This window comes from Rathayibacter sp. AY1A7, from assembly GCF_002930845.1.
Taxonomy (GTDB): domain Bacteria; phylum Actinomycetota; class Actinomycetes; order Actinomycetales; family Microbacteriaceae; genus Rathayibacter.
Map to the genome: position 1 here is coordinate 1 of NZ_PSTL01000008.1, position 14,107 is coordinate 14,107.

The window sequence follows — 14,107 nt, forward strand, 5'->3', positions numbered from 1 at the left end:
CCGCCCCTCCGCTCCCGGGAGCGGAGGGGCGGCGGGGCGGACGGGCCATGGGCGGGTGCCTCCTCGATCGCGGCGGGGGAAGTGGAGCGGCCCCGGCGCCCGCACCGAGGTGCTGGGCTCCGGGGCCGCTCCGGCGTGCCGAGACTACGCGGAGAAGCGCGGGAAGGCGGAGCGACCCGCGTAGGTCGCCGCACCTCCCAGGATCTCCTCGATGCGCAGCAGCTGGTTGTACTTCGCGACGCGGTCCGAGCGGGCCGGGGCGCCGGTCTTGATCTGGCCGCCGTCCACCGCGACCGCGAGGTCGGCGATGGTGGTGTCCTCGGTCTCGCCGGAGCGGTGCGAGAGGATCGCGGTCATGCCGTTGCGCTGGGCGAGCGCCACGGCGTCGAGCGTCTCGGTGAGCGTGCCGATCTGGTTCACCTTGACCAGGATCGAGTTGCCGGCCTTCTCGGCGATGCCGCGGGCGAGCCGCACCGGGTTGGTGACGTACAGGTCGTCTCCGACGAGCTGCACCTTGTCGCCGATGGCCGCGGTCAGGTGGGTCCAGCCGGCCCAGTCGTCCTCGTCCAGCGGGTCCTCGATCGAGACCAGCGGGTAGTTGGCGACGAGGTCGGCGTAGTAGGAGGAGAGCTCCTCGGCCGAGAGCTTCTTGCCCTCGAACGTGTAGGCGCCGTCCTCGTAGAACTCCGAGGAGGCGACGTCGAGCGCGAGCCCGATGTCCTTGCCGGGGGTGAAGCCGGCGGCCTCGACGGCCTTGAGGATGAAGTCGAGCGCCTCGCGGTTGGTGGGCAGGTCGGGGGCGAAGCCGCCCTCGTCGCCGAGGCCGGTGGCGAACCCGGCCTTCTTCAGCTGCGCCTTGAGCGCGTGGTAGATCTCGACGCCCCAGCGCAGGCCCTCGGAGAAGGACTCGGCGCCCAGCGGGACGGCCATGAACTCCTGGATGTCGACGCCGGTGTCGGCGTGCGCGCCGCCGTTGATGATGTTCATCAGCGGCACGGGCAGGGTGTGCGCGTTCGGGCCGCCGACGTAGCGGAACAGGTCGAGGTCCGACGACTGCGCGGCGGCCTTGGCCACGGCGAGGCTGACACCGAGGATCGCGTTCGCGCCCAGGCGGGACTTGTTCTCGGTGCCGTCGAGCTCGATCAGCTCGGCGTCGACGAGGCGCTGGTCGGTGGCGTCGAAGCCCTCGATGGCCGGGCCGATCTCGTCGATGACGGCGTCGACGGCCTTCTGCACGCCCTTGCCGAGGTAGCGGTCGGAGTCGCCGTCGCGGAGCTCGTACGCCTCGAACGCGCCGGTGGAGGCGCCGGACGGGACGGCCGCTCGCGAGGACGCGCCGTCCTCGAGCAGGACCTCGACCTCGACCGTGGGGTTGCCACGGGAGTCCAGAATTTCTCGGGCGACGACTGCCTCGATAAGGGCCACAACTATCTCCTCTTGACGGGTGGGCTCCCGGAGACGGGAGCGGTCGGGAAGGAGTCTACTGACCGCCTCCGAAGCGCAGGAGACCGCGGCCGGTCGTAGACTCCCAGGGCCCGATCGCCGGACGGCCCGGGCGCACCCGCCGACCCGGAGGTTCCCCGTGACCACGACCGCCGCCGACCACGTCGACCGTCTCACCGCCGTCGTCCCGGACTTCCCGAGCCCGGGCATCCTGTTCCGCGACCTCACGCCGGTCTTCGGCGACGGCGAGGCCCTGCGGGCGGTGGCCGACGCGCTGATCGAGCCCTACCGCGGCCGGATCGACGCGATCGCGGGCGTGGAGGCGCGCGGCTTCCTGCTCGCCGCAGCGGCCGCCTACTCGGCCGGTCTCGGCGTCGTCACCGTCCGCAAGCCCGGCAAGCTCCCGCGGGCCGTGCTGCGCGAGCAGGCGACCCTCGAGTACGGCGAGACGATGCTGGAGGTGCACGAGGACGCGGCGCCCCGCGGCTCGCGGCTGCTGCTGGTCGACGACGTGCTGGCGACCGGGGGCACGCTCGACGCGAGCCGCCGCCTGATCGAGCGCGCAGGGTGGAGCCTCGAGGGGATCGCGGTGGTCATGGAGCTCGACGGGCTCGGCGGCCGCGAGGTGCTGGCCGGCCACCGCGTCGACGCGATCGTCACCGTCTGACCCGGCCCCGTCGCTCCGCTCCCCCTGCCCTCCCCTTCCCGCGAGACGCCACCGGCATATGCGACCCACCGGGCGAGCCGCACTCGAGTGGCGTCCCGCGGAAGGGGGAAGCGACGGAGTCAGGTGAGGGAGAGGGACATCCGGGAGAGGACGAAGGTCTCGAGCACCTGCACGAGCATGTAGAGCACGAGCGAGACGCCGGTCACGAGCACGACCGCCGACCAGACGTCCGCGAACCGGGCCTGGGCGGACCAGGCGTTGATCGCCCCGCCGATGCCCGCGCCGGTGGAGAGCCACTCGGCGAGCAGCGCGCCCGTGATCGCTCCGGGCACCGAGATGCGGATCGCGGCGAAGAGCGAGGGCAGCGAGCCGGGGATGGCCACCTTGCGGATCGCGGTGAGAGTGCTGCCGCCGTAGACCGCGACCACGTCGAGCATCTGCGGGGAGGCGTTGTTGAGGCCGAAGGCGATCGTCACCAGCGCGGGGAACAGGACGACGATCCCGCCGATGACCGCGACCGAGGCGATCGAGCCGGTCCCGAAGACCAGGATGATCAGCGGCGCCATCGCGATCAGCGGCACCGAGCGCAGCAGCATCGCGAACGGCATCAGCGCGTGCTCGATGCCCTTCGACAGGCGGAACAGGATCGCGCCGAGGATCGCCACGACCAGGCCGGCCGCGAAGCCGATCAGTGCGTCGCCCATGGTCACGGCGAAGAGGCCGCCCAGCTCGGCGCGGTGCTCCGCGGCCTTCGCATCGGTCACCAGGTGCTGCCAGACGTCCCACGGGCCCTTGACCACGTAGGGCGAGACCCCGCTGAAGAGGACCACGCCGATCCAGATCGCCAGCACGATCACGATCGTCGACAGGGCGACGAGCAGGCTCTTGCGCAGGCTCTTGAGAGTCGCGCCGAGGGCGGCCGTGCGCAGCTGGCGGCGCAGCTCGTCGACCGCGAGGATCGACGTGGCCGTGGACTGCTCCGTGCGGTCGGGAACGGTGGTCGTCATGGTCATGCCCGCTTTCCGGAGGACCAGGGCGCGATGAGGCGCCCGATCAGTCCGACGATGCCGTAGCCGAGGAGCGCGACGCCCGCGCAGAGGAGGAAGAGCGCCCAGACGCGGGGCGAGTTCAGCGAGACCTGCGCCGCGACCAGGATCGGGCCCACGCCCGTCTCGATCTTGCCGAAGTACTCGCCGAGGATCGCGCCGAGGAAGGCCGCGGGCACCGCGATCTGCAGCGCCGACAGGATGTTGGGCAGGGCCGCGATCAGACGCACTTTGCGCAGCTGGGTGAAGCGCGAGCCCCCGTATACCGTGACGACGTCGAGCGCCGCCTTGTCGGCCGCCTTCAGCCCGAGCAGGCTGCCGACGACCGTGGTGAAGAACACCGAGAGGCCGGCCAGGAAGATCGCCGTCGCGCTCGCCTTCCCGGGAGCGTCCGCACCGCCGAGGATCAGCAGCACGATCGCTCCGATGGCGACGATCGGCACGCAGTAGGTGATGACCGCGAGCTGCGAGACGACCCCCTCCAGCCAGGGCAGGACCAGCACGAGCGCCGAGAGCAGGAGCGCGAGGAGGTTGCCCCAGAAGTAGCCGACGGCCGCCTCGCCGATCGTGACGGAGAAGTTGCGCCAGTAGAAGCCGGCGCCGTCCTCCATCGCGGTCTGCACGACCTGCACGGGAGTGGGGACGGGCGCGTAGGTCGCGGCGCCGGTGGGCGCGGTGACGAGCGCCACGATCCACCAGACGGCGACGATCGCGGCGACGCCGATCAGCCCGGTGAGCCACGGAGGCAGGGACAGGGCGCGGCGCGGGGCCGCGGGGAGCGTGGTGGCCACGGTGCCTCCTAGACGCGGTCGTCCGCGGCCGCGCCGCCGTCGCCGAACAGCAGCTCGGAGGCCTGGTCGACGTAGGCGTGGAACTCGGGGGTGCGCTGCATCTCTGGGGTGCGCGGGCGGGGGAGGTCGATGTCGATGATCTCCTTCACCCGTCCCGGGCGCGGGCTCATCACCGCGACGCGGTCCGAGAGGAAGATCGCCTCCGAGATGCCGTGCGTGACGAGGAGCGTCGTGGCGGGCTTCTCGGTCCAGATCCGCAGCAGCTCGAGGTTGAGCTTCTGCCGCGTCATGTCGTCGAGGGCGCCGAACGGCTCGTCGAGCAGCAGGACCTCGGGCTTGAGGATCAGGCACCGCGCGATCGACACGCGCTGGCGCATGCCGCCCGAGAGCTGGGCCGGCTTGGCCTTCTCGAAGCCGCGGAGACCGACGAGGTCGATCAGCTCGTCGATGTAGGACTGGTCGACGCTCTTGCCCGCGATCTCGAACGGCAGGCGGATGTTCGCCATGACGCTGCGCCACGGCAGGAGCGCGTGGTCCTGGAAGGCGATGCCGAGCTTGTTGTCACGGCGCAGCTCCTGGGGGGTGCGGCCGTCGACCCGGATGGAGCCGGACGTCGGCTCCTCCAGTCCCGCGAGGATGCGCAGGATGGTCGACTTGCCGCACCCCGACGGGCCGAGCAGGGCGAGGAAGCTGCCCTGGTCGGTGTGGAGGTCGGTGTCCTGCAGCGCCGCGACGCTGCGCGAGCCCATCCGGAACGTCTTCGACAGGCCGTGGATCTGGATGCCGGTGCCGCCGGCACCCTGGTCGCGCAGGGTGCCGGCGTCGGTCGTGTCGGTCACGAGTGGTGCCCTTCGTGGATCAGGATCAGGCCGCGTACTTCATCAGCTCGGGGTTCTCCTCGTAGACCTCGTCGAGGAGGGTCAGATCGAAGAGGTCCTCGGCCGTGACGTCGATCCCGGCGCCCGCGAGGGACGCGATGGTCTCGGACTGCAGCGTCTCGGAGATGGTGAAGAGGCCGTTCGAGACCGTCTCGTCCGAGACGACCAGCTCCTCGGCCTGGATGGTGGCGCCCTTCTTGGAGGACTCCTCGTTGAGGCCGAGGTCCTTGCCGTAGTTCTCGACGGCGAGCATCGCGCCCGCCTCCGGGTCGTTGACGGCGTCGGTCCAGCCCTTGATCTCGGCGACGAGGAACGCCTTCAGAGCGTCGCGCTTCTCGGCGATCGCCTGCTCCGACACCGAGAAGGTCTCGGCGACGAAGGGGAGGCCGTTGTCGGCGAAGGGCAGGTTGACGACCTCGTAGCCCTCGGCCGCGACCGTGATGGCCTCGTTCGTCAGGTAGGCGATGAAGCCGTCGACGGTGCCGTTGACGAGGACGGAGGGGTCGTACTCGACGGGGACGACCGTGAGGTCGGACTCGGAGAGGCCGTTCGCGGCGAGCAGCGCCTGGAACAGGGAGGTGTTCGACGCCTGGACGCCGATCTTCTTCCCGGCGAGGTCGGCCGGAGTGGCGATGTTACCGGCGGTCTTGATCGAGAGGACCGTGAAGGGGTTCTTCTGGTAGGTCGCGCCGATGATCTTGAGCGGGGCCTCCTGCTGGGCGATCGCGGTGCCGATCGAGACGGCGTCGCTGAGCGCGACGTCCGCGCTGCCCGAGAGGAGCTCGGCCACGCCCGTCGAGGGGCCGGGGGTGAGCGTCACTCCCGCCAGGCCGGCCTCGGTGAAGTAGCCCTTCGAATCGGCGAAGAACTCGCCCGCGAACTCCTCGTTCTTGATCCAGGAGAGCTGGACCTTGAGGGTGCCGAGGTCGCCGCCGTCCGCGGCGGACGCGCCGGAGGAGTCGGAGGCGCAGGAGGCGAGGACGGAGGCGCCGCCGATCGCGAGGCCGGCGACACCCGCCAGGCGGAGGAGGCTGCGGCGGTCGAAGGCCGGGAGGGAGCGGAGGGGCGACAGGGTCAAGGGGACTCCTCGGGTGGGGATCGTCAGGGCTGCTGCGGTGCGGTGCGCGGGGTCGCGACGGGGAGCCCGTGCAGGCGCGCCAAGCCGCGCCGATCGGGTGCCTCGACGCTATCCGGGGGAGATTTCTCGGGTGTGTCCGCAGATTTCGCGGGTATTAAGGCTCTCACGGATCCGACAAGGATCCGACCAGATCGGCATGATCCCCCGACGGATCGGCTGAGACCCTGTTCAGGCCCGACAGGACGGCCCCGGCCCCTCCCGCGGGCGCGGCTCAGCGCCGGCAGCCGGCGACCCTCACCCGGCGCCGCCGGCGCGGATCAGCCGAGGTCCTTGAAGGAGAGGTCGGCGGCGGAGGCGGCATCGCGCGGAACGAGAGCGAAGCGGGTGAAGCCCGCGGCGGCCGCGCGGTCCAGCAGCGGGGTGAGGTTCTTCGCCCGGCGCTCGAGGCGCACGCGCGAGCCCCGGGCGATCAGCTCCTGCTTGAGCGCGAGCAGCAGCTCGGGCGCCGCGTCGCGCTCGTGGACGAGGACGACGGCGTCGGGGCGCTCGACGACGGCACCGCCGATCAGCTCGACGATCCGCTCGAAGCCGATCGAGAAGCCGCAGGCCGGCACGTCCTGACCGAGGAAGCGGCCGATCATCCCGTCGTACCGCCCGCCTCCGCCGACCGAGGAGCCCGAGGACGGGTGCGCGATCTCGAAGATCGTGCCGGTGTAGTAGCCCATGCCCCGCACGAGCGTCGGGTCGAAGCGGAGCGAGACGCCGGCGGGCAGCGAGCGCAGCGACCGGGCCAGGGTCTCGAGCGCGAGCACCGCCTCCGGGTCGATGCCCTCGGGCAGCACGTCGAGGATCGCGGACTGCTCGAGCGCCACTCCCCCGGCGGCGACCGCCTGCTCGATCCGCGCGAGGTAGCCCCCGAGGACCGCGGCCGCGTCCGGCCCGTCGGCCTCCAGCTCGGCGACGACTCCGGCGGCGCCGATCTTGTCGAGCTTGTCGATCGAGATCAGCGCCGGGCCGAAGCGCTCGGGGGCGAAGCCGCAGTGCTCGAGGATTCCGGTGAGGATGCGGCGGTCGTTGATGCGGATGGTGCAGTCCTGGAGGCCCAGCGCGTCGAGTGCCGCCGCGGTCGCCGTGATGAGCTCGACCTCGGCCAGCTGCCCGGGCTCGCCGATGATGTCGATGTCGCACTGCACGAACTGGCGGTACCGCCCCTTCTGCGGGCGCTCGGCGCGCCACACCGGCGCGATCTGCACCGAGCGGAAGACGGCCGGCAGCTCGGCGCGGTGCGAGGCGTAGAAGCGGGCGAGCGGCACCGTGAGGTCGAAGCGCAGGCCGAGGTCGGCGAGGGCGGACGCGTCGTCGACCGCCGCCAGGTCGTCGCGGGTGAGCCCGCGGCGCAGGACGCTGAAGGCGAGCTTCTCGTTGTCGCCGCCGAGCCCGGAGTGGAGGCGGTCGAAGTCCTCGACCACCGGTGTCTCGATCTCGTCGAACCCGTGGGAGGCGTACACGCGGCGGATGACGCCGAGCGCGTGCTCGCGCTTCGCCTTGTCGGCGGGGAGGAAGTCGCGCATGCCGCGGGGCGGGGTGATCGGGGAGGCCATGACGGCGATTCTCCCAGATCGGCCGGGGCGGGCCGGCGGACGCCTCAGTCCGCGCGCCGCTCCTGCTCCACCGCGCGGATCTCGTCCTGCAGGTCGCGCGTCGCCGTGCGGAGCGCACGCTCGGCGTCGAGCCCCTGGGCGCGGGCGGAGGCGACGATGGCCAGCAGCAGCGGGCCGAGGTCCTCCTCCGACTCGATGGGAAGCGGGCCCTGGCCGGCGTCCACGACGCCCAGCGAGGTCGCCTTGCCGATCACCTTGTCGGCGAGCGCGAGAGCCGGCATGCCCTGCGGGATCCCGTCGAGCACGCTCGTGCGGTGCGGCTTCTCGGTGCGCTTGAGCTCGTCCCACACCGCGATGACGTCGTCGGCCGTCTCGGCCGTGGCGTCGCCGAACACGTGCGGGTGGCGGCCGATCATCTTGGCGTTCATGTGCGCCGCGACGTCCTCGATGGTGAAGGGCTCGGCGCTCTCGGCCGCCAGGTCGGCGTGGAAGAGCACCTGGTAGAGGACGTCGCCGAGCTCCTCGATCAGGTCGGCCCGGTCCCCCGCCTCGATGGCGTCGACGAGCTCGTGCGACTCCTCGATCAGGTAGCGCACGAGCGACTCGTGGGTCTGCTCGGCGTCCCACGGGCAGCCGCCCGGGGCGCGGAGGACGTGGACGGTGCGGATGAGCTCGTCGAGCCGGGGATGCGCGGTCACCCCGCCATCCTCGCATCCGGTCCGGCCGCCTCCGCGGACATCCGGGCGGCGCGGGCGCCCGGTAGCCTCAGGCCCGCGCGAGACGCCGCCGCGCGACGAGGAGGCAGCCGCCGGCGACGAGCGGCACCGCGGCGAGGAGCCCGGGTGACGCCGCGACGGACACCGCGGTCGAGGCACTGGCCAGTGCACCCGCCAGGTTCCAGAGGACCACCGCGACTCCCGCGCCGTCCCCGATCGGGAGCGGCACCGGGCTGAGCAGCTGCGGCGGCAGCGGACCCCGGGTCGCATCCATCGCCCGCGCGGCGACGGCGGCGACGGCGGTCGCGGCGGCCACCGGCACCGCCGCGCCCGGGAGCAGCAGCGAGGCGGCGAGGGCGCCGAGCACCGCGACTCCGACCGCGAGCACCAGCGGGAGGACGGCGTGCAGGAGGAGCAGCTCGAACGGGCCGGGGGCGAGGAGCGCCGGCTGTCCCGCGGTCGCGGCGGCGTGACGGAAGCCGTCGCTCCAGACGCCGGCGCCGAGGTAGGCGAGCACGCCCGCCGCGGCGGCCGGGAGCGCGAGGAGGGAGGACGGCACGATCGCGGCGAGCACGGCGGCGGCGCCGGCGGCGGCCAGCGCGACGACCGCGACCGCCGAGCGTCCGGGAGTGCGCAGCGCGCCGATCGCGTCGCGCACCGGCACCGCGAGGGCGAGCGGGGAGAGGCGGACCGCTCGGAGCCCCCGCCCGATCGCCGGAAGGGCGCGGTACCCGTCGAGCGACTCGGCGAGATCGCCCGTCGCTCCGAGCCGGGCGGTCGCCGACCACTGCCGGGCCTGGGCGAGGAGCCGAGGTCCGCGCGCGGCGTCGAGCAGGCGGGGCGCCGCGGCCAGGAGGACCGCGGCCGACGCGAGCAGCACGGTCGCGTCGCGCACCTCCTCCGCTCCGCTCACGGCCGAGGCGAGGAGGCCGCCCGGCGTGGGCGCACCGGGCAGGAGGGCCCCGAGGACCGCGAGGGAGGCGAGGAGGCCCGCCGCGAGCGCGGGGAGGCGCGAGGGCAGGCACTGACCGGCGAGCCAGGCGACGGCGAGGAGGCCGGCGAACGCGGCGCCGCCGACGACGGCCGCGAGGAGCGGCGCGGAGGCGGCGACGGCGAGGAGCGACGCGACGGCGGAGCAGCACGCCACGAGACCGGCCGACGCCCGGACCACGGGCAGGCGGAGCACCGCCCAGCGGCGCAGATCGGTCGCGAGCAGCACGGCCGTGGTGTGCGGCTCGCCCACCGCGGGTCCGCGCACCCGACCCAGGAGCACGGCGGCGGGCAGGGCGAGACCCGCGGCGAGGGCGATCAGCGGCTCCGGCGCGGCTCCCGCCTCGGCGGCGAGGAGCGCGAGGGCCCGGGCGACGGGGAGGGCGACGACGAGGACGGTCATCGCGGCGAGGTAGCCCACGTAGGCGCGCGGACTCGGCGGAGCCGCGGCGCGGTGCCGGTGCAGAGCCCGCACCTCGGCGACGCGAGCCCTCTCCGCGCGCGTCACGCCCGCTCCAGCTCGACGACCCGCGCGCCCAGACCCTGGATCAGCACAGGGCTGTGGGTCGCGACGACGAGTGCCCGGGACGCGGCTGCGCGCCGCAGGACTTCCGCCACCAGCGGCACCCGCTCGACGTCGAGCCGCTGCTCCGGCTCGTCGAGCAGCAGCACCGCCGAGGGCCGGGCCAGCACGAGCGCGAGGGAGAACAGCTGCGTCTGCCCGGAGGAGAGCTCGTGCGGGAAGCGGCGGGCGAGCGGAGCGAGCGCGAGCGCGTCGAGACCTGCCGCGGCCTCGCGGCGGGCATCGGCGACCGGCGCGCCCCACGAGACGGCCACCATCGCGAGGTGCTCCTCGAGGGTCAGGTCCCGCTCGAAGGGCGGGGTGCCGATCAGGGCGGCGACGGCGCGGCGGTGGGCGGCGGAGCGCTCCTCCGGGGCGCGCCCGGCCACCGCCACGACTCCCTCGCTCGGAGCGGTGAGGCCGGCGATCACCCGCAGGAGCGTGGTCTTGCCGGTGCCGTTGCGGCCCGTCACCGCGACGCGCTCCCCCGCCTCCACCTCGAGCGAGCACGGGGCGAGCAGCTCGACCCCCGAGGCGCGGACCGCGACCCCGCGGACGGCGACCAGCGGGCCGGCGAGCGGCTCCGGCTCTCGAGGACGTCGGGCGGCGAGGAGCGGCATGCCCTCCATCCTGCCAGCGGGCCCTCCCGCAGCGGCGACGGCCGCCGGAGCGGGGCGGCGCGCCTCCGGGGAGCGCCGCCCCGAGGACCTCAGACGGTGACCGGCTCCGGGAACAGCGAGTCCAGGAGCGACGCCACCCACTGGATGAGCGCCCGGTCGCCGAGCGGGACGCCGTCGAGCACGGGCATCGGCACGACGACCGCGTCGGCCTGCTGCAGGTACTTCGCGGTCGGGTACATCCGGCGCAGGCGCACCTGGATCGAGTCGGGCAGGTGAGCGGGAGCCACGCGGACGTTCGAGCCCATCGCGACCACGTCGCTGAGGCCCGCCTTCTGCGCGCGCATGCGCAGCCGCGACACCAGGATGAGGTTCTCGACCGCCTCGGGCAGCTCGCCGTAGCGGTCGGTCAGCTCCTCGACCACGAGGTCGATGCTCCCCTCCTTCGCCGTCGGCGACGACGCGGCCGACAGCTTCTGGTACGCCTCCAGGCGCAGCCGCTCGCTGTCGACGTACTCCTCCGGGATGCGCGCGTCGACGGGCAGCTCGAGCCGCAGCTCGGTCTGCCCCTCGGCGACCTCGCCGCGGAAGGTGTCGACGGCCTCGCCGATCATCCGCAGGTAGAGGTCGAAGCCCACGCCCTGGATGTGCCCGGACTGCTCGCCGCCGAGGAGGTTGCCCGCACCGCGGATCTCGAGGTCCTTCAGCGCGATCTGCATGCCGCCGCCGAGATCCGAGTTGGCGGCCAGCGTCTGCAGCCGGTCGTGCGCGGTCTCGCTCAGCGGCTTCGTCTCGTCGTAGAGGAGGTACGCGTAGGCGCGCTCGCGGCCGCGGCCGACCCGCCCGCGCAGCTGGTGCAGCTGCGAGAGACCGTACTTGTCGGCGCGGTCGACGATCAGCGTGTTGGCGTTCGGGATGTCGAGGCCGGTCTCGACGATCGTCGTCGACACCAGGACGTCGAACTTGCGCTCCCAGAAGTCGACGATGATCCGCTCGAGCTGCGACTCGCTGAGCTTGCCGTGCGCGACCGCGATCCGCGCCTCGGGAACCAGCTCGGCGAGCTGCGAGGCGACGCGGTTGATCGTCGAGACGCGGTTGTGCACGAAGAACACCTGGCCCTCGCGCAGGAGCTCCCGGCGGATCGCGGCCGACACCTGCTTCTCGGAGTAGGGGCCGACGAAGGTGAGGATCGGGTGGCGCTCCTCCGGCGGGGTCGCGAGGGTCGACATCTCGCGGATGCCGGTCACCGCCATCTCGAGCGTCCGCGGGATGGGCGTGGCGCTCATCGAGAGGATGTCGACGTTCTTCTTCAGCGCCTTGAGCTTGTCCTTGTGCTCGACGCCGAAGCGCTGCTCCTCGTCGATCACGAGCAGGCCGAGGTCCTTGAAGACGATGTTGTCGCTGAGGAGCCGGTGGGTCGCGATGACCATGTCGACGGTGCCGTCGGCCAGGCCCTCGATCGTCTCCTTCGACTCCTTCGCGCTCTGGAACCGGCTGAGCGCCCGCAGGTGGACGGGGAAGCCGGCGAAGCGCTCCTGGAACGTCTCGAGGTGCTGGCGGACGAGCAGCGTGGTCGGCACGAGCATCGCGACCTGCTTCCCGTCCTGGATCGCCTTGAACGCGGCGCGCACGGCGACCTCGGTCTTGCCGAAGCCGACGTCGCCCGAGAGCAGGCGGTCCATCGGGATCGGCCGCTCCATGTCGGCCTTGACCTCGTCGATGACGGTGAGCTGGTCGGGGGTCTCGGCGAACGGGAACGCCTCCTCCAGCTCGCGCTGCCAGGGGGTGTCCGGCGGGAACGCGTGCCCGCGGGAGGCCATCCGGGCGGAGTAGAGCTTCACGAGCTCGACCGCGATGTCGCGGACCGCGCGGCGGGCCTTGCTCTTGGCCTGCGCCCAGTCGCTCCCGCCCATCTTGCTCAGCGCCGGAGCCTCGCCGCCGACGTAGCGGGAGAGCAGGTCGAGCTGGTCCGTGGGGACGAGCAGCTTGTCGCCGGGGAAGCCGCGCTTGCTGGGGGCGTACTCGAGCACCAGGTACTCGCGGCGCGTCTTGATCGCGTTGCGGCCCCCGCTGGAGACCTCGCGCTGCGAGAGCTCCACGAACCGGCCGATGCCGTGGGTGGCGTGCACCACGAAGTCGCCGGGGGTGAGCTGCAGCGGGTCGACGACGTTCTTGCGGCGCGACGCGAGCTTCTTCACCGCGCGGGAGTCGTAGCCGACGGTGCGGCCGTAGAACTCCGTGTCGGTGACCAGGGCGAGCTTCGCCTCCTCCACCTCGAAGCCGTGATCGACGGAGGCCTGGACCACGTAGGCCAGACCCGTCTCGAGCCCTGCGGGGAGGTCGGCGACGATGCGGGCGGCGACCTCGTGCTCGGCGAGGACCTGGTCGGTGCGCTCGACCGTGCCGGTGCCGGGCGCGGTCAGGACCACGGTCCAGCCGTCGGCCAGGCGCGCGCGGACGTGGGCGAGGGCGCCCTCGACGCTCGCTCCGAAGCCGGGGACCGGCTCGCCCTCGACGCGGACGGCGAGGATCTCGTCGATCCCGAGCTCCTCCGGCAGCACCTCGGCCTCGCCCGCGGCGGGGCCCTGGCGGAACGTGCTCATCGTCCACCACGGGTGGTCGGGAGCGTCGGCGCCCGGGGCGCTGAGCTTCACGGAGTCGCGGAGCGCGCCGAGCGAGATGAACTCGCCCGAGGCGAGGTCGATGGGGGCCTCGGCGCCGGCGGTCGCCGCGCTCCAGGCCGCCTGCAGGAACTCGCGGTTCGTCTCGGCGAGGCTGATCGCCCGCGTCGCCACGCGCTCGGGGGCGAGGACCGCGACGGCCGCCCCCTCGGGCAGGTAGTGCGAGATCGGGACCAGCCGCTCCAGCAGCGCGGGGGCGAGCGACTCCATCCCCTCGACCGGGATGCCCTCGGCGATCTTGGCGAGCATCGCCGACAGGCTCGGGAACTCGTGCAGCATCTCGCGGGCCCGCTGCCGCACCGCCGGCACCAGCAGCAGCTCGCGGCTCGGCGGGAGGACCACCGAGTCGACCTCGCCCGGGAGCGAGCGCTGATCCGCCACGGAGAAGCCGCGGATGGAGTCGACCTCGTCGCCGAAGAAGTCCACTCGGCTCGGATGCTCGGCCACCGCGGGGAAGACGTCGAGGATGCCGCCGCGCACGGCGAACTCGCCGCGGCGCGTGACCATGTCGACCCGGGCGTAGGCCAGGTCGACCAGCTCGGCCGAGATGCGGCCGAGGTCGTAGCCGCGGGCGCCCTTCACGAGTCGGATCGGCTCGATGTCGGCGAGGTTGTCGGCGACCGGCTGCAGCGCCGCGCGCACGGAGGCGACCACCACGAGGGGCCGCTCGCCCGACCACTGCTTCATCCGCCGCAGCGCGTCCAGGCGCCGCCCCACGATCTCGGCGCTCGGGCTGAGGCGCTCGTGCGGCAGCGTCTCCCACGCGGGGAACTCGACGACGTCCGCGTCCGGCAGCATGCAGCCGAGGGAGGCGCGCACGTTCTCGGAGTCGCGGCCCGTGGCCGTGACCACCAGCGCCGCCTGCGGGCGTCCCGCCTCCGCGCGCCTCTCGATCAGGCCCGCGAGCAGGGGGACCCGGAGGCCGTCGGCCACCGAGAAGTCGGCGTCCCGCACCGCGTACGCGAGAGCATCGTCGAACGTGGAGGCGCGCGACAGCGCCGAGATGATCTCGTTGAGGGGCACGGGTCCAGTTTACG

At 73.1% G+C, this 14,107-nt stretch carries 11 protein-coding genes; 1 reads left to right on the forward strand and 10 read right to left on the reverse strand.

The window, feature by feature from the left end:
* Positions 1-144: 144 nt before the first annotated feature.
* Entirely contained in the window at positions 145-1,425 is a 1,281-nt protein-coding gene (gene eno, locus C5B95_RS08210; protein WP_104222361.1) for a phosphopyruvate hydratase, read from the reverse strand.
* Positions 1,426-1,582: 157 nt separating this feature from the next.
* On the opposite strand from eno, the gene C5B95_RS08215 reads away from it, so the two are divergent.
* Positions 1,583-2,110: an adenine phosphoribosyltransferase gene (locus C5B95_RS08215; protein WP_104274327.1), complete on the forward strand. Its 528-nt coding sequence runs from the start codon at positions 1,583-1,585 to the stop codon at positions 2,108-2,110.
* Positions 2,111-2,229: 119 nt separating this feature from the next.
* On the opposite strand, the gene C5B95_RS08220 is transcribed toward C5B95_RS08215, so the two are convergent.
* The 9 genes from C5B95_RS08220 to mfd form a co-directional block, all read right to left on the reverse strand.
* Positions 2,230-3,123 carry an ABC transporter permease gene (locus tag C5B95_RS08220; RefSeq protein WP_104222359.1) on the reverse strand — a complete coding sequence of 298 codons (894 nt, stop codon included), beginning with the start codon at positions 3,121-3,123 and terminating at the stop codon, positions 2,230-2,232.
* Positions 3,120-3,947 carry an ABC transporter permease gene (locus tag C5B95_RS08225; protein WP_258059872.1) on the reverse strand — a complete coding sequence of 276 codons (828 nt, stop codon included), beginning with the start codon at positions 3,945-3,947 and terminating at the stop codon, positions 3,120-3,122. Before C5B95_RS08225 ends, C5B95_RS08220 begins: the two co-directional genes overlap by 4 nt.
* Positions 3,948-3,955: 8 nt before the next feature.
* Entirely contained in the window at positions 3,956-4,696 is a 741-nt protein-coding gene (locus C5B95_RS08230; protein WP_104222373.1) for an ABC transporter ATP-binding protein, read from the reverse strand.
* Positions 4,697-4,811: 115 nt separating this feature from the next.
* The gene (locus C5B95_RS08235; RefSeq protein WP_258059873.1) at positions 4,812-5,903 is read right to left on the reverse strand and encodes an ABC transporter substrate-binding protein; all 1,092 of its coding nucleotides are present in this window, start codon (positions 5,901-5,903) and stop codon (positions 4,812-4,814) included.
* A gap of 317 nt (positions 5,904-6,220) precedes the next feature.
* Positions 6,221-7,504 (reverse strand): histidine--tRNA ligase, encoded by a 1,284-nt coding sequence (gene hisS, locus C5B95_RS08240; protein WP_104262849.1) that lies wholly within the window; start codon positions 7,502-7,504, stop codon positions 6,221-6,223.
* A gap of 44 nt (positions 7,505-7,548) precedes the next feature.
* Positions 7,549-8,202, reverse strand: a complete 654-nt coding sequence (locus C5B95_RS08245) for a MazG family protein (RefSeq protein WP_104222356.1) — start codon at positions 8,200-8,202, stop codon at positions 7,549-7,551.
* Positions 8,203-8,269: 67 nt separating this feature from the next.
* Positions 8,270-9,718 carry a hypothetical protein gene (locus C5B95_RS17850; protein ID WP_258059874.1) on the reverse strand — a complete coding sequence of 483 codons (1,449 nt, stop codon included), beginning with the start codon at positions 9,716-9,718 and terminating at the stop codon, positions 8,270-8,272.
* A complete protein-coding gene (locus C5B95_RS08250) occupies positions 9,715-10,392 on the reverse strand; it encodes an ATP-binding cassette domain-containing protein (RefSeq protein WP_104274329.1) in 678 nt (225 codons plus the stop codon). Before C5B95_RS08250 ends, C5B95_RS17850 begins: the two co-directional genes overlap by 4 nt.
* An 89-nt stretch (positions 10,393-10,481) precedes the next feature.
* Entirely contained in the window at positions 10,482-14,093 is a 3,612-nt protein-coding gene (gene mfd / locus C5B95_RS08255) for a transcription-repair coupling factor (protein WP_104348919.1), read from the reverse strand.
* Positions 14,094-14,107: the final 14 nt, after the last annotated feature.